16 protein-coding genes are annotated in these 19,628 nt (G+C 64.4%); 5 read left to right on the top strand and 11 right to left on the bottom strand.

The window, feature by feature from the left end:
- The first annotated feature begins 22 nt into the window (after positions 1 to 22).
- The 3 genes from ELX51_RS12035 (at position 23) to murD (ending at position 3,613) form a co-directional block, all read left to right on the top strand.
- Positions 23 to 913, top strand: a complete 891-nt coding sequence (locus ELX51_RS12035) for a metallophosphoesterase (RefSeq protein ID WP_127753745.1) — start codon at positions 23 to 25, stop codon at positions 911 to 913.
- A gap of 80 nt (positions 914 to 993) precedes the next feature.
- Positions 994 to 2,328 carry an endonuclease domain-containing protein gene (locus ELX51_RS12040; RefSeq protein ID WP_127753746.1) on the top strand — a complete coding sequence of 445 codons (1,335 nt, stop codon included), beginning with the start codon at positions 994 to 996 and terminating at the stop codon, positions 2,326 to 2,328.
- Positions 2,318 to 3,613 carry a UDP-N-acetylmuramoyl-L-alanine--D-glutamate ligase gene (gene murD / locus ELX51_RS12045; RefSeq protein ID WP_127753747.1) on the top strand — a complete coding sequence of 432 codons (1,296 nt, stop codon included), beginning with the start codon at positions 2,318 to 2,320 and terminating at the stop codon, positions 3,611 to 3,613. The genes ELX51_RS12040 and murD overlap by 11 nt, the downstream gene beginning before the upstream one ends.
- Positions 3,614 to 3,623: 10 nt before the next feature.
- On the opposite strand, the gene ELX51_RS12050 is transcribed toward murD, so the two are convergent.
- From ELX51_RS12050 to ELX51_RS20050, 4 genes are all read right to left on the bottom strand, one after another.
- Positions 3,624 to 4,160: an MgtC/SapB family protein gene (locus ELX51_RS12050; protein WP_127753748.1), complete on the bottom strand. Its 537-nt coding sequence runs from the start codon at positions 4,158 to 4,160 to the stop codon at positions 3,624 to 3,626.
- A gap of 43 nt (positions 4,161 to 4,203) precedes the next feature.
- A complete protein-coding gene (locus tag ELX51_RS12055) occupies positions 4,204 to 5,256 on the bottom strand; it encodes an NAD(P)-dependent alcohol dehydrogenase (protein ID WP_127753749.1) in 1,053 nt (350 codons plus the stop codon).
- Positions 5,257 to 5,334: 78 nt separating this feature from the next.
- Positions 5,335 to 6,333, bottom strand: a complete 999-nt coding sequence (locus ELX51_RS12060) for a DNA topoisomerase IB (protein WP_127753750.1) — start codon at positions 6,331 to 6,333, stop codon at positions 5,335 to 5,337.
- 7 nt (positions 6,334 to 6,340) lie between these two features.
- A complete protein-coding gene (locus ELX51_RS20050) occupies positions 6,341 to 6,499 on the bottom strand; it encodes a hypothetical protein (RefSeq protein WP_164854851.1) in 159 nt (52 codons plus the stop codon).
- Positions 6,500 to 6,628: 129 nt separating this feature from the next.
- On the opposite strand from ELX51_RS20050, the gene ade reads away from it, so the two are divergent.
- Together ade and ELX51_RS12070 are read left to right on the top strand one after the other, a co-directional pair.
- Entirely contained in the window at positions 6,629 to 8,338 is a 1,710-nt protein-coding gene (gene ade, locus ELX51_RS12065; RefSeq protein ID WP_127753751.1) for an adenine deaminase, read from the top strand.
- Between the two features lie 2 nt (positions 8,339 to 8,340).
- On the top strand, positions 8,341 to 9,975 hold the full coding sequence (locus tag ELX51_RS12070; RefSeq protein WP_127753752.1) for a CocE/NonD family hydrolase: 1,635 nt from the start codon (positions 8,341 to 8,343) through the stop codon (positions 9,973 to 9,975).
- A gap of 1 nt (position 9,976) precedes the next feature.
- Here the strand turns inward: ELX51_RS12070 and ELX51_RS12075 are convergent, their stop codons facing one another.
- The 7 genes from ELX51_RS12075 to ELX51_RS12105 all read right to left on the bottom strand — a co-directional run bounded on the left by ELX51_RS12075 (position 9,977) and on the right by ELX51_RS12105 (position 19,628).
- Positions 9,977 to 12,148 carry a malate synthase G gene (locus ELX51_RS12075; protein ID WP_127753753.1) on the bottom strand — a complete coding sequence of 724 codons (2,172 nt, stop codon included), beginning with the start codon at positions 12,146 to 12,148 and terminating at the stop codon, positions 9,977 to 9,979.
- Between the two features lie 35 nt (positions 12,149 to 12,183).
- On the bottom strand, positions 12,184 to 13,500 hold the full coding sequence (gene guaD, locus ELX51_RS12080; protein ID WP_127753754.1) for a guanine deaminase: 1,317 nt from the start codon (positions 13,498 to 13,500) through the stop codon (positions 12,184 to 12,186).
- Positions 13,497 to 14,723: a urate hydroxylase PuuD gene (locus tag ELX51_RS12085; protein ID WP_127753755.1), complete on the bottom strand. Its 1,227-nt coding sequence runs from the start codon at positions 14,721 to 14,723 to the stop codon at positions 13,497 to 13,499. The genes guaD and ELX51_RS12085 overlap by 4 nt, the downstream gene beginning before the upstream one ends.
- A gap of 248 nt (positions 14,724 to 14,971) precedes the next feature.
- Positions 14,972 to 16,057, bottom strand: a complete 1,086-nt coding sequence (locus tag ELX51_RS12090; RefSeq protein ID WP_127753756.1) for a BMP family ABC transporter substrate-binding protein — start codon at positions 16,055 to 16,057, stop codon at positions 14,972 to 14,974.
- A 49-nt stretch (positions 16,058 to 16,106) separates the two neighbouring features.
- Positions 16,107 to 17,030 carry an ABC transporter permease gene (locus ELX51_RS12095; RefSeq protein WP_127753757.1) on the bottom strand — a complete coding sequence of 308 codons (924 nt, stop codon included), beginning with the start codon at positions 17,028 to 17,030 and terminating at the stop codon, positions 16,107 to 16,109.
- Positions 17,030 to 18,112 (bottom strand): ABC transporter permease, encoded by a 1,083-nt coding sequence (locus ELX51_RS12100; protein ID WP_127753758.1) that lies wholly within the window; start codon positions 18,110 to 18,112, stop codon positions 17,030 to 17,032. Before ELX51_RS12100 ends, ELX51_RS12095 begins: the two co-directional genes overlap by 1 nt.
- Entirely contained in the window at positions 18,096 to 19,628 is a 1,533-nt protein-coding gene (locus ELX51_RS12105) for an ABC transporter ATP-binding protein (protein WP_127753759.1), read from the bottom strand. Before ELX51_RS12105 ends, ELX51_RS12100 begins: the two co-directional genes overlap by 17 nt.

The following is a 19,628-nucleotide window of genomic DNA, read 5'->3' on the forward strand; positions in this document are numbered from 1 at the left end:
TGCTTCTGGCATTACAGCGACAATGATCACCCTCGCCCACATTTCCGACATTCACCTGTCCCCCATGCCTCAGGTTGCCGTCCGCGACCTGGTCGGCAAACGGCTCACGGGCTACCTCAACTGGAAGCTGCGCCGCCATGGCGAGCTCAACAGCGGCACGCTGGCGAGCCTGGTTGCTCACCTGCAGAGCCAGAATGCCGATTTCACCGCCGTGACGGGCGACCTCACCAACCTGGCGCTGAAATCCGAAATCACCCGGGCTGGCGAATGGCTGCAAGCCTTGGGCAGCCCGGAAAAGATCTGTGTTTGCCCGGGCAATCACGACGCCTATGTTCCGGGCGCGCTGGAAGCGGCCGAGGACATCTGGGGCGACTACATGAAGGGCGAGACCGTCGACGACGCGATCTATCCCTTCGTGCGCCGCCAGGGTGAACTGGCCGTGGTCTCCTGCTCCAGCGCCGTGCCGACCCGCCCCTTCGTGGCTCTCGGCCGCTTCGACGAAAAGCAGGCCAGCCGCCTCGCGCGCATTCTCAAGGTTCTGGGCGAAGGCGGCTACTATCGCGCAGTCCTCATCCATCACCCGCCCTGCCAGGAACTGCAGCACCCCTCCTTCGGGCTCAAGGGGCATCGCCTCTTCCGTCAGGTCATCGCCGAATGCGGGGCCGAGCTGATCCTGCACGGTCACACCCATCGCTCCTCCATCCACACCATCCCCGGTGTTGGCCGCGAAGTGCCGGTGGTTGGCGTTGCCGCTGCCAGCGCCGCCCAGGGCGGCACGCTCGACGATCCCGCCCGCTACAACCTCTTCCGCATCGAAAAGAACGGGGATACCTGGTCCTGCACCATGCGCGAATTTGGCTTCCAGCGCTTGGGCAACGACATCGTCATGCGCCTGCAGATGCGGCTGTACTAAGCGCCTCTCCCGCATCGGGCAGAAATCAACTATATCAGGGCAAAGCCGGCGACCACGCCGGCACGGAGATGCGATAGACCGTGCAGTCCCAGTTCCTTATCGAGCGGCCGATCTTTGATGCCGCCAATGCCACCGCCCGCTTCAGCTATGGGCTGGATGGCCGCCACTTCATCGAAGTGCTGGAATTCCCCGCCATCACCGACCCGGCGGCACTCACCTCGCCAGCCTTCCTCAAGCTGCTCGACCTGACCGCGATAGTCCTCGGCGTCAGCTACTTCAAGCTCAAGGCCCCGCTCGAAATCTGCGCGCCCAATATCGCGCTGGCCCAGAGCGAAACCGCCTTCGTGCTCGACGTCTACGAGAACGGCTTGGGCGAGTTCTACGCGCGCAACAACCTGTCGCGCTTCGGCAAGCTCGTCGTCTCGACGCCCCATGACGTGACCACATCAGCCGACCGCAAGCTTGAACTACCCAACCGCGCCCTGCTGCCCATCGGGGGTGGCAAGGATTCGCTGGTCAGCGTCGAACTCCTGTCCGCCGCCGCCATCCCCTTCACGCCCTTTGCCGTCAACCCCAAGGGCCCCATCCTGACCTCGGTCGACAAGATCGGCGTACCCCCGATCTATGTCCGGCGCATCCTCGACAAGGAAATGATCCGGCTGGGCAAGGAGCCGGGCTTTTACAATGGCCACGTCCCCTCGACTGCCATCAATTCCATGATCGCCTCGCTCTGCGCGCTGCTCTTTGGCTTCAACCGCATCGTGCTGTCGAACGAGCGCTCCGCCAGCGAAGGCAATGTGGTGTTCGATGGCCGCGAGGCCAATCACCAATATTCCAAGTCGCTCGGCTTTGAGCGCACCATCGCCACCATTCTCGCCGAAGCCACCGGCGGCGCGCTGGAATATTTCTCGCTTCTGCGCCCCTATTCGGAAGCGCGCATCGCCGCGCTCTTTGCCCGCGAAACCCGCTATGACCGGGTCTTTTCCAGCTGCAACCAGAACTTCAAGCTGGCCGGCCACGATGGCCCGCTCTGGTGCGGCCACTGCCCCAAATGCCACTTCGTCTTCCTGATCTTCGCCCCGGTCATGGACAAGGCGCGCCTGCTGTCCATCTTTGGCCAGAACCTGCTCGACAATGGCGAAAACGAAGCCTCCTTCCGCGAACTGACCGGCCTTGCCGGCCAAAAGCCCTGGGAATGCGTCGGCGAGATCCTGGAAGCTGCCGCCTGCCTTTACGCTTTGGCCCAGCGCCCCGAATGGTCAAGCGATACCATTGTCGCGCGCCTCAAGCCCGATCTCGAAGCGCAATATGGCGCTCCGGCCCTGGCTGCTGCTCTCGACGACCTGATGGCCGATAGTCCCGATCACCTGATCCCCGCCCCGGTTCTTGCCGCAGTGTCCCCCCATGCCGTTTGATGCCCCCGTGCTGCTCTACGGCGCCGGCCGCGAAGCGCTCTCCACCCGCGCCTTTCTCGCCGCCCGCCACCCCGACCTGCCCGTTTTCGTGACCACCGACAGCGGCACCGCTGACCTGCCCGGCACGACCTTCATTGCCCCGGCCGAACTGCCCGCCGCCTTTGCCGAGCGCCGCTTCGGCCTCATCGTCAAAAGCCCCGGCGTATCCCTTTACAAGCCCGTGTTCGAGCTCGCCCGGCAAGCCGGCATCCCCGTTACCTCCAATCTCAACCTTTGGGCGCAGACCTACCGCAACGGCCGCCAGGTGATCGCCATCACCGGCACAAAGGGCAAATCCACCACCGCGACCCTCACCCATCTGATGCTCACCCATTCGGGCGTTGATGCCGGCCTTGCCGGCAATGTGGGCCTCGCCCCGCTCGAAATCGCGGATCGCCACCAAACGGTGATCCTCGAGCTTTCGAGCTACCAGACCGCCGACATGGCCTTCGCCCCGGACATTGCCGCGCTCACCAATCTTTATCCCGAGCATGTGGATTGGCACGGCTCGGTCGAGCGCTACTACGCCGACAAGCTCCATCTGCTCGCCCAGCCCGGCGAATTCAGCATTGCGCTGGGCACCCCCGCCCAAACCAATCCGCGCGTCCTCGCCGCCTTGCGCGACCCTGCCCAACTGCTGCCGCCGCTTGCTGCCGATACTGTCGCGGCCATCACCGCCGCATCCTCCACTTCGCGCCTCAAGGGCGCCCACAATCTCGATAACGCCAAGCTCGCCGCCCAGATCGCGCTGGCGGCAGGCGGCACTCTCGACGGTATCCTCGCCGGCATTGCCGCCTTCCAGCCCCTGCCCCATCGGCTCGAGGAACATCGCATCGGCGACCTCGTCTTTGTCGACGACTCCATCTCCACCACGCCCGAAGCCACCAAGGCGGCGCTCGCCGCCTATCGCGGGCACCGCATCGCCCTGATCGCTGGTGGCCATGAGCGCGAGCAGGACTACGGAGAACTCGCCGGCCTCCTCGCCGGCGCGGGCGTCACGACCCTTGCTTGCCTGCCCGTCACCGGCGCCCGCTTGGCCGAGGCAACGCGCAAGGCCGCGCCCCAGATCACCGTGTTGACCCCACCCGATCTCGACAGCGCCATGCGCGCCCTCGTCGAACACCGGGCGCAGTTCGACGCCGTGCTCCTCTCGCCCGGCGCGCCGTCCTATAATCAGTTCAAGAATTTCGAGGAACGCGGCCGCCGCTTCATCGAACTGGCGCAGGCGCTGTTCACCCCCGCCTGATCGCCCGCCGCTACCGCTCCAGGTCTTGGCTTGCCTGCGCCGCCTCGCGTGGGTCCTTCACATGGCGCAGCACATTGTGCGACCAGGCCCGCAGCAGCGCCAGCACGATCACCGCGAGCACCGCAACCCCCGCCGCCATCGGATAATAGCCCAGCGCACAGGCAATGCCCACGGCGCCCGCCAGCCACATGCCGGCGCCGGTGGTCAGCCCCTGCACATTCCGGCCACTGCGAAAAATAGCACCGGCCCCTAGGAACGCGATTCCGGCGGTCACCGCCTCGATGACACGGATCGGATCGGCCCTCGAGACATTGCCGGCTGCACCGCCCCCAACATCGATCGTGTGATAAATCTCGAAGGTCAGGATAGTGAACAGCGCCGCCGCCACGGCAACGAGAATATGGGTGCGCAGCCCCGCTTCGGCGGTGTTGACCTGCCGCTCAAAGCCGATCATCCCGCCCAGTACCGCGGCCATCAGCAGCCGGATCGCGATGATGTGGGTGGGCAGATAGGTATGCACCCAGCCCCATTCATTGCCCACATCCATCGCGTACTCCTTGGCAAGACAAGTCCGGCCGCCGGTGCTGCGATCAGGCGGTCTCCGCCACCCTGATCTGCAGCTTCACGTCGTCGGGCCGCGCTTCCACCGCCCGGTCAAACGCCTTGATCGCGTCCTCAAACGCAAAGGTCTCCGAGATTAGCGGTTTGAGATCCACCCGCCCCGAAGCAAACAGCGCAATCGCCCGGTCATACTGGTGGGCATAGCGGAACACGTTTTCGATCCGCACTTCCTTGGTGGAAGCGGCCGCGATGTCGACCTTGACCGGCTCCACCGGCAAGCCCACCACCACGATCGTGCCCGCTGGCCGCGGCAAGTCCATGATGGTTTCCCAGGCCTTGGGCGAGCCCGAGCATTCGAAGACCACATCGGCGCCCCAGCCATCGGTGAGGCGCTTCACCTCTTCGACAAGGTTTTGTTCGCGGATATTGACCGGAATGACGCCTTGGTACTTGGCGGCGATATCGAGCTTGGGCTGGGCCAGATCGGCAACGATCACCCGCGCACAACCGCCAGCGAGAGCTGCAATCGCCACCATGGTCCCGATTGGCCCGGCGCCCAGCACCACAGCCGTATCGCCCGGCTTGATCCCGGCCTTGGTCGCCGCCTGCATGCCCACGGCAAATGGCTCAACCATCGCCCCTTCGGCAAAGCTCACATTGTCGGGCAGCTTGAAGGTGTAATTGGCGGGATGCACGACTTCCGAGGTCAAAACCCCATGCACCGGCGGCGTCGCCCAAAAACTCACCGCGGGATCGACATTGTATAGCCCCAGCCGCGACGCCCGCGAATTGGGATCAGGGATACCGGGTTCCATACAGACCCGGTCGCCGACCTTGAGATGGGTGACGCCCTCCCCCACTTCGATGACAGTGCCCGCCGCCTCATGGCCCAGCACCATGGGATCATTGACCACGAACGGCCCGATCTTGCCATGGGTGTAGTAATGCACGTCCGAGCCACACACGCCCACCGTGTGGATCGCGATCTTGATCATGCCCGGCCCAACCTCGAGTGGCAGCTCGATCTCGCGCAGCTTGAGCTCGTGCTGCCGCTCCAGCACCAGTGCCCGCACTTTTGTCATTGCTCTTCCCTATTCAAGACGCTTGCGATCGTCTTGCCTAACGCGTCCCCTCCCGCTGTGCAATCAGCCAGACGGCCATCAGCTGACGCTGGCGAGCACCGCGGCCAACCGCTTCTCACGCTGCAGCAAACCCGCCCGCCCAGGCCCCGCCGAGGACCACAGATCCTGCAGCTTGCCCTCGTCGAACAACTTGAACAGGCACGGGGTGATATAGGACTTGCGGCAGATCGCCGGCGTGTTCTTGAGCACTTCGGATACTTCGCGCGCCACCTGCGCCATCTGCCGTTTGCGCGCTGATGCCGATTTCCCGGTATCGAGCTTGGCCAGCGACTCTGCCGCGAGCGAACTGGCCCGCAGGGTGCGGAAATCCTTGGCGGAAATCTCGATCCCCGTGACCTCGCGCATATAGGCATTGAGTGCGCTGGTCTTGATCGGCTTGATCACGCCCTCGGCATTGCGGAACACCAGCAGCCGCTTGCCGGGAATGGTCTTGATCCGCGCTATGGCCTGCGCCAGCCCGGCATCGGTAAAGCCATATTCGGCCCGCTTGCCGCCCTTGGCATCAAAGGCGATCACCACATCATCGCCCGAAACCCGCACATCGCGCGAAAACAGCGTTCCCGCCCCGCGCGTGCCATTGGCTTCGAGATATTTTTCGCGCCCCACGCGCATGGCGGTGCGGTCGATCAGCGCCACGCCGATGGCGAGCGCCAGCTCCGGGCTCCCGGCCGGCGCCTGCAGATCCTGCTGCACCTGCTTGCGCAGCCGCGGCAACACCGCCGTCATCAGCGACAGCCGCTTGACCTTCTTGCCCTCGCGCCTGAGTTCCCAATCGGCATGGTAGACATATTGCTCGCGCCCGGCCTCATCCTTGCCCAGCGCCTGGATATGCCCATTGGGCTTGGCTGAAATGCGCACATCCTTCCAGGCCGGAGGAATCCCCAGCGCCTGCACGCGCGCCTTGATGGCCGGGTCGGCAACAAGGGCCCCCGTGCTATCGAAATAGCAAAAGCCCTTGCCGCGACGCTGGCGGATGATGGTGAGATCGCTGCGCGCGACCTTAACGAGCCGAACCATGTTGGTCTCAGGTTGGGTTGGGCTGCGCTCCGGCAAAGACCATGTAGACGATGGCAAACAGCACGATCACGGCCACCAGCGACATGATCAGCACGCGCAGGTTCATCTTGCGAGGGCTGGCCTGCGTAGTTTCGGTCGTGTTCTTGTGCGGATCGTAGGTTTCCATAAAGCTCTCCCAGAGTGTGCATTGGCAACGTGTGCCATGCCGTCGCGGTTCCCCCTTGCAACCGCACGAGGGCTTGACCGCTGAGCCGCCCCGGCCGACCCTCACACCCAATTGCTTTCGGAAGGCCCCATGACCAGCTCGTCTCAACTCGCCCGCATGATCCTCGTTGGCCAGGGCAAGGCCCCAGCCGATCTGGTTATCAAGAATGTCCAGCTGCTTGATGTGATCACCGGCGCCGTTACCCCCACCGATATCGCCATCGTCGAAGACCGGATCGTGGGCACGCTGGCCCAGTATGATGGCTTACAAACCATTGATGGCGCCGGCCGCTTCGCCGTGCCCGGTTTCATCGACACCCATCTGCACATCGAATCCTCGCTGGTCACCCCGTTCGAGTTCGACCGCTGCGTGCTGCCCCATGGTGTCACCACCGCCCTTTGCGATCCCCACGAGATCGCCAATGTGCTGGGCGCCGAGGGCATCCGCTACTTCCTCGATTGCGCCGAGCGCACGATCATGGACATCCGCGTCAATCTCTCATCCTGCGTGCCCGCCACCGGCTTTGAAACCAATGGCGCTACGCTCGAGATCGAAGATCTCGCCCCCTTCCGCGACCACCCCAAAGTCGTGGGGCTCGCCGAAATGATGAACTTTCCGGGCGTGCTGGCCGGGGACCCTGGCCTGCTCGCCAAGCTCGCCGCCTTCCAGGGCGGCCATATCGATGGCCATGCGCCCTTGCTGCTGGGCATGGGGCTCAACGGCTATCTCGCCGCCGCCATCCGCACCGATCACGAAGCCACTTCCGCCGCCGAAGCGCGCGAAAAGCTCGCCAAGGGCATGGCCATCCTGATCCGCGAAGGCTCGGTCTCCAAGGACCTCGAAGCGCTCGCCGAAATCCTTGATGCGAATACCTCGAGCTTTGTTGCCCTTTGCACGGATGACCGCAACCCGCTCGATATCGCCGAGGAAGGCCATCTCGACAGCTCCATTCGCCGTCTCATCGGCCGCGGCTGCCCGCTCCATCACGTCTATCGCGCCGCCTCGCACTCGGCCGCCCGCATCTTCAACCTGCGCGATCGGGGCCTGCTGGCCTCGGGCTGGCGCGCCGATATCGCGCTCCTCGACAATCTCGAGGAATGCCGCGTTTCCGATGTGATCGCCGGCGGCCGCCTGGTCACACCAGATCGCTTTGCTGCCCGCAGCTCGGTCGAGCCGGTGGGCCTCAACTCGGTCAAGCTCCAGCCGGTAACCCCCGCCACCTTCAACACCCCCGCCAACCCGGCGCGCAACCAGACGCCGGTGATCGGGGTCAAGCCGGGCCTTATCCTCACTTTCCGCGAAACCGCTACCCTCGCCTCCACCGACGAAGGGCTCCAGCCCGATCTCGCAGCCGATGTGATCAAGGTCGCCGTGGTCGAGCGCCATGGGCGCAACGGCAATATCGGCCGCGGCTTTGTTACCGGTTTTGGCCTCAAGCGCGGCGCCATCGCCTCTTCGGTCGGCCATGACAGCCACAACATCACCGTGGTCGGCACCAACAACGAAGACATGGCGCTGTCCGTCAACCGCCTGATCGAGCTGCGCGGCGGCTTTGCCGTGGCCGATAACGGCGCGATCACCGCCGAGCTGGCGCTACCCATCGCCGGCCTCATGAGCCTTGAACCCTTCGAGACCGTTGCGGCCACGCTCCACGAGCTGCGCGATGCCGCCCGTGCCATTGGCTGCGTCCTGCCCGAGCCGTTCCTCCAGGTCTCCTTCCTCGCCCTCCCCGTCATCCCGCATCTCAAGATGACCGACCGCGGCCTCTTTGACGTCGACGCCTTTGATTTCGTGGACTGACGATGAGCCTGAGCAGCCTCTTTCTGGCTTATGTCGAGGACCTGCCGCCCCGCCGCAATGGCGTGCGGAAACACCGCAACATCCCCGTCACCATGCCCGACGGTGTGGTGCTGATGACCGATCATTTCGCGCCGCGCGCCACCGGTGACTTCCCCACCATCCTGATGCGCCTGCCCTATGGCCGCCGCGGCTTTGGCACCATCGCCCAGGTCTATGCCGAGCGCGGCTTCCACGTCGTGCTGCAGGCCTGCCGCGGCACCGAGAAATCGGGCGGCGAATTCGATCCCCTAACCAATGAGCGTGCCGATGGCCTCGCCACCCTCGACTGGCTCAAGGCCCAGCCCTGGTTCGATGGCCGGCTCGGCCTGTCCGGGCCCAGCTATCTCGGTTATGCACAATGGGCCATCTGCGATGCGCTCCCGCCCATCTCGGCCATGGCCACCAAGGTCACCACAGCCAATTTCCGCCCCGTCGTTTTCCCCTCAGGCGCCTTTCACCTCGGGCTTTGGCTCTCCTGGCTGCAGGTGATCGAGGGCCTGCGCCAGCGCCCACTCCACACCGCCACCCGCATGTTTTCCGGCCGCATCGAGCGCACCACCGCCCAAGCCGGCATGACCCTCCCGCTCATTGAGGCCGACCGCGCCGCCTCAGGCCATGCCGTGCCGTTCTGGCGCCACTGGTTCGAGCATTCCGTGGGCAATGACCGCTTCTGGGACGCCATCGACCACCGCCACCGCCTGACCGCAACCACGCCCCCCGTGCACTTCATTTCGGGCTGGTACGACTTCATGCTCGACCCGCTCCTGGCCGATTACGCCCGCCTCGTCGAACTCGGCCATCGCCCTTACCTCACGGTCGGCACCTGGTTCCACATCGCCGAGGAACTGCAGCGCGACAATCTGCGCGAAACCATCTTTTGGATGCGCGCCCACCTCGAAGGCGACAGCTCCGGCCTGCGAACCAAGCCCGTCCGCATCCACATTTCGGGCCTCGACCAATGGCGCGAGTTCGAGCACTACCCGCCCGGCCCGCCCGATCTGGAGCAATGGTTCTTGGGCAGCGACGCGGCGCTCACACCCACCGCACCTACCTCCTCCGGCGTTGATCGCTACCGCTACGATCCCGCCGACCCCACCCCTAATCTGGGCGGCGCCATCTTCGCCTTCACCGGAGCCGGTGCCGTCGACAACGCGCTCCTCGAGGCCCGCAGCGATGTTCTGGTGTATTCCTCGGCGCCCCTCACCGAAACGCTGACCATAATCGGCCAAACGAGCGTGACCCTCCACGCCTGCGCCGCCCTCGCGCATGCCGATTTCTTTGTGCGCTTATGCGACGTGTCGCCCGAGGGCCGGTCGATCAATATCTGCGACGGGCTTTATCGCGTCACGCCCGCGACGCCCCGAGAGCCGAATGGCTCCTGGCGGCTGGAGTTCCCCCTCCATGCCACCGCCCATGCCTTCCGGCCAGGCCATCGCCTGCGTCTCCTGATCGCGTCAGGCGCCCATCCGCGCTATGCCCGGAATCTCGGTACCGACGAGCCGATCGGCACCGCCACCACCATGCTCGCCAACACGATCGAGATCTTGCACGGCACGGGGCAGGCGACCGCAATCACCCTGCCCCGCTACGGGCTTTAGCTTACGCCTTGGCGCGCTCGCGCGCCTTCACCTGCAGGCGCCGCGCATGCAGCACCGGCTCGGTATAGCCGCTTGGTTGGTCCGCACCATGCAGCGCCAGATCGAGCGCCGCCTGGAACGCCACCGACTGCAGATTGGGCGACATCGGCCGGTACAGCGGATCGCCCGCATTCTGCTCGTCCACCACGGCAGCCATGCGCTCAAAGATCGAGGTCACCTCGTCCCGGCTCACCAGCCCATGGCGCAGCCAGTTGGCAATATGCTGGCTCGAAATCCGGCAGGTCGCCCGGTCTTCCATCAGCCCCACATTGTTGATGTCGGGCACCTTGGAGCAGCCAACGCCCTGCTGCACCCAGCGCACCACATAGCCCAGGATCCCCTGCGCATTGTTCTCGGTCTCGCGGGTGATTTCCTCGCGGCTGAGCGAATAGGGCGCCTGCACCGGCATGGAAAACAGCTCGGCCAAAGCCGGCGTCGCTTCGTTGTGCCGCCGGCGCTGCGCCTCGAACACATTGATCTGGTGGTAGTGCAGCGCATGCAGCGTCGCCGCCGTCGGCGATGGCACCCAAGCCGTATTGGCGCCCGATTGCGGATGGCCGATCTTGGCGGCCATCATCGCCGCCATGTCGTCGGGCCGCGCCCACATGCCCTTGCCGATCTGCGCCCGGCCCGACAGCCCGCAGGCCAGCCCGATCAGCACATTGCGGTCCTCATAGGACGCGATCCAGCGCTCGAGCTTGATCTCGTCCTTGCGCAGCACCGGACCCGCTTCCATCGAGGTATGGATCTCGTCGCCCGTGCGGTCGAGGAACCCGGTATTGATGAAAAACAGCCGGTCGCGCGCGGCATGGATCGCCGCCTTGAGATTGGCGGAGGTGCGGCGCTCTTCGTCCATGATGCCGATCTTGACCGTCAGCGGTGCCAGCCCCAGCATCTTTTCGACGGACGCAAAGATCGCGCAGGCAAAGGCCACTTCCTCGGGCCCGTGCATTTTGGGCTTGACGATATAGATCGCACCCGTCGTGCTGTTGCCGCCCTTGTCATGCATGGCGCACAGCACGGTCACCGCCGCATCCAGCAGCCCTTCGCCAATCGGCTTGCCATCAGCGGTCTTTACCGCATCGGTGGTCATCAGGTGCCCGACATTGCGCACCAGCAGCAACGAGCGCCCCTTGAGCACCAGCTCCCCGCCGGAACGCGAGGTGTAAACCCGATCGTCCTTGAGGCGGCGGGTCACCTGCTTGCCACCCTTTTCGAACGTGTCTTCCAGCGTGCCCTGCATCAGGCCGAGCCAGTTGCGATACACCCCGATCTTGTCCTCGGCGTCGACAGCCGCCACGGAATCCTCGCAGTCCTGGATCGTGGTCAGCGCCGCTTCCACCACCACATCGGCCAGCCCCGCCGCGTGCTCGGCGCCGATGGCGCTCGCCTTGTCGATGACGAGGATCACATGCAGCCCATTATGGCGCAAAACGATCTCGGCGCTGGCGCCCTCGCCGCGATAGCCGACAAAGGCCTCGGGATCGCGCAAGGTGGTCGGGCCCGCCGCGGTGTCGATCACGAGAGTGGCGGTGCCACCCTGCTCGGCCACCACATAGGCCGTCACGTCGGCATGGCTGCCGCGGCTGAGGGGCAGTGCCTCGTCAAGGAACGCGGCGGCGCGCGCCACCACGGCCTGGCCGCGCGCGGCGTTGTAGCCCTTGCCCGGCGCCAGCTCGCCATCGCGCGCAATGACGTCGGTGCCATAAAGCGCATCGTACAGGCTGCCCCAGCGGGCATTGGCGGCGTTGAGTGCATAACGAGCATTGGAAACCGGCACCACCAGCTGCGGCCCGCAGAGGCTGGTGATCTCCGGGTCGAGCCCCGTGGTCTCGATGGTGAAATCCTCGGGCTCGGCCACAAGATAGCCGATATCCCTGAGGAAAAATTCGTAACCCTGCGGGTTGTTGGCGACTGGACCATAGCGGCGGTGCCAGTCATCGATCTTGCCCTGCAGCTCATCACGGCGCGCCAGGAACTGGGCATTGGCCGGCGCGTGTTGCGCCACCACTTCGGCAAAACCGCTCCAGAACTGATCGGCGGAAACCGGCAGGCCCGGCAGGACCTCCCGCTCGACAAAGTCCACTAGTCCCGAGTCAACGGAAAGCCCGGACTTGGTCAAATATTGGCTCATGCTTACTTCCTCTTCAGGCGCGGCACAGCTTTAGGTCAAGCAGATGCCCCTGCCAACCCAACTAAGGTCGATTTAGCTCGTCTGCCTGCCACATAAACTTCGGCAATGGCGCGATCATCGCCCATGGTTTGCAGCAGGAAAAGTTCTTCGCTGAGGTGGTTCACCGTCGCCTGCCGCAGCCGCATGGCCGGGGTAGCGCCGGCATCGAGCACGACGAAATCGGCATCGCACCCCGGCGCAATGGTGCCGATCACGCCCTCCAGCGACAGCGCTTGCGCATTGCCCAGCGTGGCCATGAAGAACGAGTGCAGCGGGCTCAGCCTTTGCCCGCGCAACTGCCCCACCTTGAAGCCCTCGTCGAGCGTGCGCAGCATGCCAAAACACGTGCCCCCGCCAATATCGGTGGCAATTGCCATCCGCACCCCTGCCCGCGCCAGCCGCTCGCGATCAAACAGGCCACTGCCCAAAAAGAGGTTGGAGGTCGGGCAGAATACCGCCACGGCGCCCGTTTCCGCCAGGACCGCGGTTTCGCGATGGTTGAGGTGGATGCAGTGACCCAGCAGCGTGCGCGGCCCCAGCAACCCATACTGCTCATAAATCCCCGCATAGTCCGGCGCGTCCGGATACAGCTCCATCGAAAAGCGGATCTCGTCGGTGTTTTCGCTCAGATGGGTTTGCACATGGCAATCGGGATGCTCGCGCGCCAGCGCCTGCGCCGCCTCCATCTGGGCCGGCGTCGAGGTTATCGCGAAGCGGGGCGTGATCGCATAATGCGCCCGGCCGCGCCCATGCCAGCGCGCAAGGAGCGCCTTGCTGTCGTCATAGCTCGACTGGGCGGTGTCGCAGAGCGCCTCGGGCGCATTGCGGTCCATCATCACCTTGCCCGCGACCATCAGCATGTCGCGCCGTTCCGCCTCGGCGAAGAACGCGTCCACCGATTGCGGATGGCTCGAACAATAAACAGCCGCCGTGGTCGTGCCATTGCGCACCAGCTCGTCGAGGAACCCCGTCGCCACGGCGTCGGCATGGCCCTGCTGCCCGAATTTCTGTTCTTCCACGAACGTGTACGTGTTGAGCCATTCCAGCAGCGAGCCGGCATAGGAGGCGATCATCTGGCTCTGCACATAATGCAGATGCGTATCGATGAAGCCGGGCAGGATCAGATGCGGCCGGTGATCGATGATCTCGCTGTCGCGGCTGTCGATCGCGCCGAAGTCGCCGACCTCGACCACCTTGCCACCGGCAATTGCTATCGCGCCATCTTCCCAGAAGCGGTAGCTCTCGGCGTCATCGGCCCCTTGTGGCTCGCGCACAAAGCTCAGCACCCGCCCGCGCAGTATTGTGCGGCTCACTGCCCCGAGCCTTCGCGGAACCAGGCCACCAGCAACGCCCGCTCCTCGGGCGTGATTTCGGTCACATTGCCTGGCGGCATGGCGTGGGAATAGCCGGCCTGCATGGCGACGTCGCGGGCGTGGTTGGCAATCGCCGCATCGCTGTCGAGAATGACGTTCTTGGGCGCCTCATAGATCCCGGGCCAGACCGGCTCGGCGGTGTGGCACATCGAACAGCGCGTTTGCACGGCAAGGCTGGCCTCGGCAAACAGGCTCGCAGCCATGAACGGCTCGGCCGCGCGCGACGCCACCGCCTCCTCGCCCACCCCCGGCAGCTTGGGTCCGCTCGAGAGCCAGGCGATGATGACGAACAAGATCACCGCCACCGCCCAGGTCCAGTGTGGGTTGCCCTTCCGGGCATGGCGCGTGTTGAAATAATGTCGGATCACCACGCCCACAAGGAAGATCAGCGAGGCGATGATCCAGTTCCACTGCGTCGCGAAGGCCAGCGGGTAATGGCTTGAAAGCATGAAGAAGATGACGGGCAGCGTCAGGTAGTTGTTGTGCAGGCTGCGCTGCTTGGCGATCTTGCCATATTTGGCATCGGGCACCCGCCCGGCCTTGAGATCGGCCACCACGATCTTCTGGTTGGGGATGATGATCATCGCGACATTGGCGGCCATGATCGAGGCGGTGAACGCGCCCATATGCAGCATCGCCGCCCGGCCGGTGAAGATCTGCGTATAGCCCCAGGCCATGGCGGTGAGGATCGCAAACAGCACCAGCATCAGCCCGTTCTGCGATTCACCCAGTGGCGATTTGCAGAGCCGGTTATAGACCACAAAGCCCAGCACGATGGAGCCCATGGAAAGGAGGATTGCCCCCCAGGCCGGCACATCGAGCACATTGCGATCAACCAGATACAGGTCGGCACCAACATAATAGATCAGCACCAGCAGCATGAAGCCGGACAGCCACGTCCAGTAGCTCTCCCATTTGAACCAGGTCAGGTGCTCGGGCAGAAATTCGGGCGCCACCAGATATTTCTGGATGTGATAAAAGCCCCCGCCATGCACCTGCCATTCCTCGCCATGCGCCAGCGGCGGCAGGCTCGGCGTCTTGCGCAGCCCAAGGTCGAGCGCAATGAAATAGAACGACGAGCCGATCCAGGCGATTGCCGTGACCACGTGCAGCCAGCGCACCGCAAACATTAGCCATTCATAGGCAATCGCATAATCCGGCATTTTTCGTCCCTTACTCAACCTTAGCCGGCGCGTTGACCCGCAAGGTCCCGCCCGCGCTGACCCTGCCGACCCGCCGCAAAACCTGGGCTCTTGCCCTCCCCTCCCCCTTGAGGGGAGGGGTCGGGGGTGGGGGTCCCTCAGTGACCAACCACCATCACCAGCTCTCCTCAACAGGCGAAAGACCCAACCCCGCTCAGCAAAAGGGGCAGGCCGAAACCCGCCCCTTCCAATCCGATTCGAACCCCAGCTTATGCCGGCTGTTCGACGCCTTCCACATACCAGTCCATGCTGAGCAACTCGGCATCCGTCATGGTCACGCCGGCGGCCACACGCTCGGTGCCGGTATTGTCCTTGATGGGGCCGGTGAAGATGTGGAACGAGCCATCGATCTGCCCGGTCCGCACCGCTTCGGCTGCAGCCTTGACCTCTTCGGTGACCTTGGGACCATAGGGCCCGATCTGCACCACGTCTTCCTTGAGGCCTTCCCAGGTGTCGCCGGCGGTCCAGGTGCCGTCAATCAAGGCCTGGGCCGAAGCCACATAGCGCGGGCCCCAGTGGTCGATAATCGAGGTCAGCTGCGTTTCGGGCGCAAAGGCGCTCATATCGGCGCCCTGGCCAAACCCGCCGATAATGCCGCGTTCCTGGGCCACCTGCAGCGCTGCCGGGCCATCGGTATGCTGGGCAATGATGTCCACGCCCTGGTCGATCAGCGCGCGGGCCGCATCGGCTTCCTTGGCCGGATCGTTCCAGGTCGAGATGTAAACCGGCTTGACCGTAATGGCGGGGTTCACCTTGCGGGCCGACAGCGCCAGCGCATTGATACCCATCACGACTTCAGGGATCGGGAAAGAGCCGATATAGGCGAGCTTGCCGGTCTTGGAGAGGTGCCCGGCAATGGTGCCGCAAACGGCGCGGCCTTCATAAAAGCGCGCATTGTAGAGGCCGACATTGTCCGCCTTCTGGTAGCCGGTGGCATGCTCGAACTTCACGTCGGGGAACTGCTGGGCAACCTTCATCACGGAGTCGCCAAAGCCAAAGCTCGTCGCAAAGATCAGCTTGTTGCCCTGCTGGGCCAGTTCGCGCAGCACGCGCTCGCAGTCCGGACCTTCCGGCACGTTCTCGACATAGGTGGTCTCGACCAGATCACCCAGCTGCTCTTCGAGGAAGATACGGCCCTGATTGTGGGCATAGTTGTAGCCATTGTCGTTGATCGTGCCGACATAGATGAAGCCCACCTTGAGCGGTTCGCCCTGGGCGAAGGCGCGGGAGCCCAGCAGCGGCAGCGCAGCGGCGGCGGCGCCTGCCTTGAGGATAGTGCGGCGGTTAAGGGTCATGTGTCTCTCCTGATGGTCGTGGTTGCTTGAAACGGTCGTTGGCGCCGGCTCAATTCGTGGGCAGGAACGGCTTGCCGAGGCAGGCCGGAGCATTGGTGGACGCATCGCGCTTGATCGAAATCAGCACGAGCACGATGATGGTCGCGAGGTAAGGCAAGGCGGCCCAAAGTTCGGACGGAATAACCGACAGCACTCCGCCGCCCGCCTTGGCATAAAGCTCCATGGTCATCACGAGACCAAAGAGGTAAGCCCCCGCGAGCAGGCGGAACGGGCGCCAGGAGGCGAACACCACCAGCGCCACGGCAATCCAGCCGCGCCCTGCGGTCATCCGCTCGGCCCATTGCGGGGTCAGCAACAGCGGGAAGCACGCCCCGGCAATACCCGCCATCGCCCCGCCGAACAATACGGCGAGATAGCGCACGAGCTTGACGCTGTAGCCGATGGAATGGGCCGAAAGGTCGTTCTCGCCCACCGCCCGCAGGATCAGCCCGGGCCGGGTTTTCTCGAGGAAATACCAGACCGCAAACACCATGAAGAACGAGAAATACACCGGCGCCGAATAGCCGAACACCACCCGCAACGCCGGATGGCTGGCGAGCTCGGCGGGAAACAGCGGCCCCATCAGCTGAATGGGGCGGGCGGAAAACGGCGCGCCGGCCAGCGCCGAAAAGCCCGTGCCGAAAATGGTCAGCGCCAGCCCGGTCGCGGTCTGGTTGGCCGAGAGGCTCAACGTCAAAAAGCCAAAGATGATCGCGGTCGCCGCCCCGGCCATCGCCCCGCAGAGCAGCGCGAAATAGGGGTTGCCCGTATAGAACTGGCCCGCAAAGCCGGCGATGGCGCCGACCAGCATCATGCCTTCGACGCCGAGATTGAGCACCCCCGATTTTTCCACCACGAGCTCGCCGAGCGCAGCCAAGAGGATCGGGGTCGCCGCAAACACCAGCGTGACGATGATAGGAATGATGATTTCCATTACGCCGTCCCCGGCGCCGCGGCGCTATGAACCCGGCGCACGCGATAGCGCACCAGCAGGTCACCACCGAGGAGGAAGAACAGCACCATGGCCTGGAAAATGCCCGTGGCGGCATTGGGCAGCCCAATCGTGGTCTGCGCCACTTCCCCGCCAACAAAGGTGATCGCCATCACGAGCCCGGCAAAGATCACCCCGAGCGGGTTGAGCCGGCCAAGGAACGCCACGATGATCGCGGTAAACCCGTAATTGGTGGGAAAGCCCGGCACCATGCGCTGGAATGGCCCAGCCACTTCCAACACGCCCGCCAGCCCCGCAAGGCCCCCCGACACCAGCATGGCCAGCCAGATGGTCTTGTTCTCGGAAAAACCGCCATAGCGCGCCGCATGAGGCGCCGTGCCCACGACGCGCATCTGGTAGCCGAACACCGAGCGGGACATGATGAACCACGCGACGAGCGCCACCAGCACCGCGATCGGCACACCCAGATGCACGATCGTGCCCGGCAGGATGGTGGGCAGCCGCGCCGCCTCGGCAAACAGCCGCGTCTGAGGGAAACCCATGCCCATCGGGTCCTTCCAGGGAGCGCGGATCAGGTAATAGATTAGCTGCACCGAGGCATAGGTCAGCATCAGCGAGGTCAGGATCTCGTTGACGTTGAGGCGCGTGCGCAGCAGCGCCGGAATGGCCGCGTAAGCCATGCCCCCGAGTACCCCAGCGAGCACCATCAGCGGCAAGATCCAGGGCCCGTTCAGGCCATGGGTCGCCAGCGCCACCCAGGTGCCGGCCAGCCCGCCCACCACATATTGCCCTTCGGCACCGATATTCCAGACATTGGCACGGTAGGCGATGGAAAGCCCCACCCCGATAATGATCAGGGGCGCGGCCTTCACCCCCAAATCCTGCCATTTGTAGGAATTGGTCAGCGGCGTGAGGAAGATCTCGCGCACCGCCCCGATCCCGTCATAGCCGATCAGCGAAAAGATGATCGCGCCCACCACCATGGTCAGCACCACGGCCGCCACCGGCGTCAGATAGCGCATGAGCTGACTGGGCTCGCGCCGTTTTTCAAGCCGGAACAGCATTGCTTGCCTCCGTGGCGCCATGGACCCCGCCCATCAGCAAGCCGATTTCTTCCACACTCACCTCGCCCACCGGCCGCGCCGCCGAGAGGCGGCCCAGATTGATCACCGCCAGCGTGTCGCACAGCGCCAGCAGTTCATCGAGATCCTGGCTGATCACGACGATGGCCGAGCCTTCCGCCGCCAGATCCACCAGCGCCTGGTGGATGGCCGCCGCTGCGCCGGCATCGACGCCCCAGGTCGGCTGGCTCACCACCAGCACGCTTGGGCGCTGCAGGATTTCGCGCCCCATGATGTATTTCTGCAGATTGCCGCCCGAGAGCGATCCCGCCATCGAGCCCGGGCCTAGCGCCTTGACGGCAAAATCGGCGATCACCTTGCCCGTATAGGTCTTGGCCGCGCCGGAATTGATCAGGCCCAGCATCACCATGCCAAGCCGATCGCGCGCCGTCAGCACCGAATTGTCCGCCAGCGAGAACTCGCCCACCGCCGCATGGCCATTGCGCTCTTCGGGCACGGCACAGAGCCCGCGTTTGCGCCGGCCGGTCGTATTGAGCAGCCCCAGCGGATAGCCATCGAGCGTGATGGCTTCCTTGTTATCGCCCAGGATTTCCCCGCTCAGCGCATCGAGCAGCGCGTTCTGCCCATTGCCCGCCACCCCGGCAATGCCGAAGATTTCGCCCGCTCGGACGGTAAAGCTCACATCATTGACCGGCACGTCAAAATGGCCGGTCTTGTGCGTCGAAAGCCGCGACACGACGAGCTTGGGCGCGCCCAGCTGCCGCCCCTTGGCCCGCACGATGTCGCGCAGGCCCGTGCCGATCATCTTTTCGGCCATGGAGCGCGACGTTTCCTGCTTGGGATCGCAGGTATCCACGAGCTTGCCGCCCCGCAGGATCGTCGCCGTATCGCACAACGCCTTGATCTCATCGAGCTTGTGGGAAATGTAGAGGATCGAACAGCCCTGCGCCGCCAGCTTGCGCAGCACTTCAAAAAGCTGCTCCACTTCCTGCGGCGTCAAAACCGAAGTGGGCTCGTCCATGATCAAGAGCTTGGGGTCGAGCAAGAGCGCGCGCACGATCTCGATGCGCTGCCGCTCCCCCACCGACAAGGTCGCGACCGTCCGGTGCGGATCGAGCAGCAGCCCATAGGTGTGCATCACCTCGCGAATGCGGGCCTCGAGCTCGCGCGACTTGAGCGAGCCATCCATGCCCAGCGCAATGTTTTCGAGGACGGTCAGCGCTTCAAACAGGGAAAAATGCTGGAACACCATGCCGATGCCCAGCTTGCGGGCGGCCTTGGGATTGGTGATCACCACCGGCTCGCCATTCCAGCGGATTTCGCCGGCATCGGGCTGCATGATCCCATAGATCATTTTGACCAGCGTCGACTTGCCGGCCCCGTTCTCGCCCAGCAGCGCATGGATTTCGCCGGGCTTGACGCCAAAGGAGATATTGTCATTGGCAAGAACGCCGGGAAACTGCTTGGTGATCCCGGTCAATTGCAGTCGCAACGGCAT

Origin of the sequence: Devosia sp. 1566 (assembly GCF_004005995.1) — a bacterium.
GTDB lineage: Bacteria > Pseudomonadota > Alphaproteobacteria > Rhizobiales > Devosiaceae > Devosia.